The sequence below is a fragment of the Martelella sp. AMO21009 genome (assembly GCF_053484295.1).
Window position 1 is genome coordinate 1 of record NZ_JBAKFR010000063.1, and the last position, 1,822, is coordinate 1,822.

Genomic DNA, 1,822 nt, shown 5'->3' on the forward strand with positions numbered 1-1,822 from the left:
GCCGGATGGGACGATGCCTTCCTCATCTCAATGATCGCTCATATGCGATAGCCCTACCCTCAAGGGGGGAGATGTCGCGTAAGCGACAGAGAGGGGTAAAGGGCGTAAGCCCTAGAAGCCGCATACTCCGAATTCGCAGAGAGGGTCCACCCTCTCTGCCCCTGTCGGGGCATCTCTCCCTCAAGGGGAGAGATTATGGGCTGCGATGCGGTGTGACAGAACCAGCCTCACGCAGCGGTGCGCACGCTCGAAATCACGTCGATCAGGCCCGAGACCACGCTTTCGACCTGCGCCGGGTCGTCGCCCTCGGCCATGACGCGAATCAGCGGCTCGGTGCCCGAGGCGCGGATCACCAGGCGACCGCGGCCTTTCAGTTCGGCCTCGGCATCGGCGATCGCCTTCTTGACATTGCCGTCTTCGAGAGGAGCCGCACCGGCGGTAATGCGGACATTGCGCAGAAGCTGCGGCACGGGGTCGAACTTGCGGCAGACCTCGCTGACCGGCCTGCCCGCGCGCTTGACGGCGGCCAGCACCTGAAGCGCCGCCACCAGCCCGTCGCCGGTGGTGCCGAAATCGGACAGCACGATATGGCCGGACTGCTCGCCGCCGACGTTATAACCGTTCTTGCGCATATGCTCGACGACGTAGCGGTCGCCGACCTTGGTGCGTACCAGGTCGAGATTCATGCCGTTCAGGTGGCGCTCGAGGCCGAGATTGGACATGACGGTGGCGACAACGCCGCCGCCCTTCAATTCCTTGTCCTCGACCATGTTGCCGGCGATCACCGCCATCACCTGGTCGCCATCGATGATGCTGCCCTGCTCGTCGACGATGATGACGCGGTCGGCGTCGCCATCGAGCGCGATGCCGATATCGGCGCGCACCTCATGCACCTTTTCCTGCAGGGTCTTGGGATAGGTGGAGCCGCATTCCTTGTTGATGTTGAGACCGTCCGGCTTGGTGCCGATCGCGACCACGTCGGCGCCGAGTTCCCACAGGGCCGTCGGGGCCGCCTTATAGGCCGCGCCATTGGCGCAATCGATGACGACCCTGAGGCCGTGCAGCGTGACGTCGCGCGGCAGGGTGCGCTTGACGAATTCGATATAGCGGTAGATGTCGCCATCAACGCGGCTGGCGCGGCCGATCTCGTGGGAGCGGGCGAGCTGGGCGTGGAAGTTGTCGCGGTCGATCAGCGCCTCGATCCGCGCCTCGATCTCGTCGGACATCTTGTAGCCGTCGGGCCCGAACAGTTTGATGCCGTTATCGGCGAAGGGGTTGTGCGAGGCCGAAATCATCACGCCGACATCGGCGCGCAGAGAGCGCGTCAGCATGGCAACGGCCGGCGTGGGGATCGGGCCGAGCAGGTAGACATCGAGGCCAGCCGCGGTGAAGCCCGCCACCAGCGCATTTTCCAGCATATAGCCGGAAAGCCGCGTATCCTTGCCGATCACCACGCGATGGGTGTGATCGCCGCGCCGGAAGATCGTGCCGACGGCGATGCCCACGCGCATCGCCAGATCCGGCGTCATCGGGAAAACATTGGACTGACCGCGAATACCGTCGGTACCGAAATATTTACGTGTCATGGCAATCCTCTTCAGCGCCGCGCCCGCCGCGTCGCTCCAAAACTAAAATACAAACGAGAGTGTCTTCGCAGATTATCGCCCTCAGGGCACTTAAAATAACGTCAACACCGCTAACATGGCGTTACCGAGGCGCGATGGACCAGATGCCTGAAAACGCCGTCCGGCCTGCCTTTTCATACGCCAAATCACGTACCTCCGCCATAGGCGGAGGTTTGAAACGCTGCGCTTGAACCACT

At 63.0% G+C, this 1,822-nt stretch carries 1 protein-coding gene; it reads right to left on the minus strand.

Annotated features, from left to right (window positions below):
• Window positions 1-227: 227 nt before the first annotated feature.
• Entirely contained in the window at window positions 228-1,586 is a 1,359-nt protein-coding gene (gene glmM / locus V6766_RS25430) for a phosphoglucosamine mutase (protein WP_448471023.1), read from the minus strand.
• Window positions 1,587-1,822 lie beyond the last annotated feature (236 nt).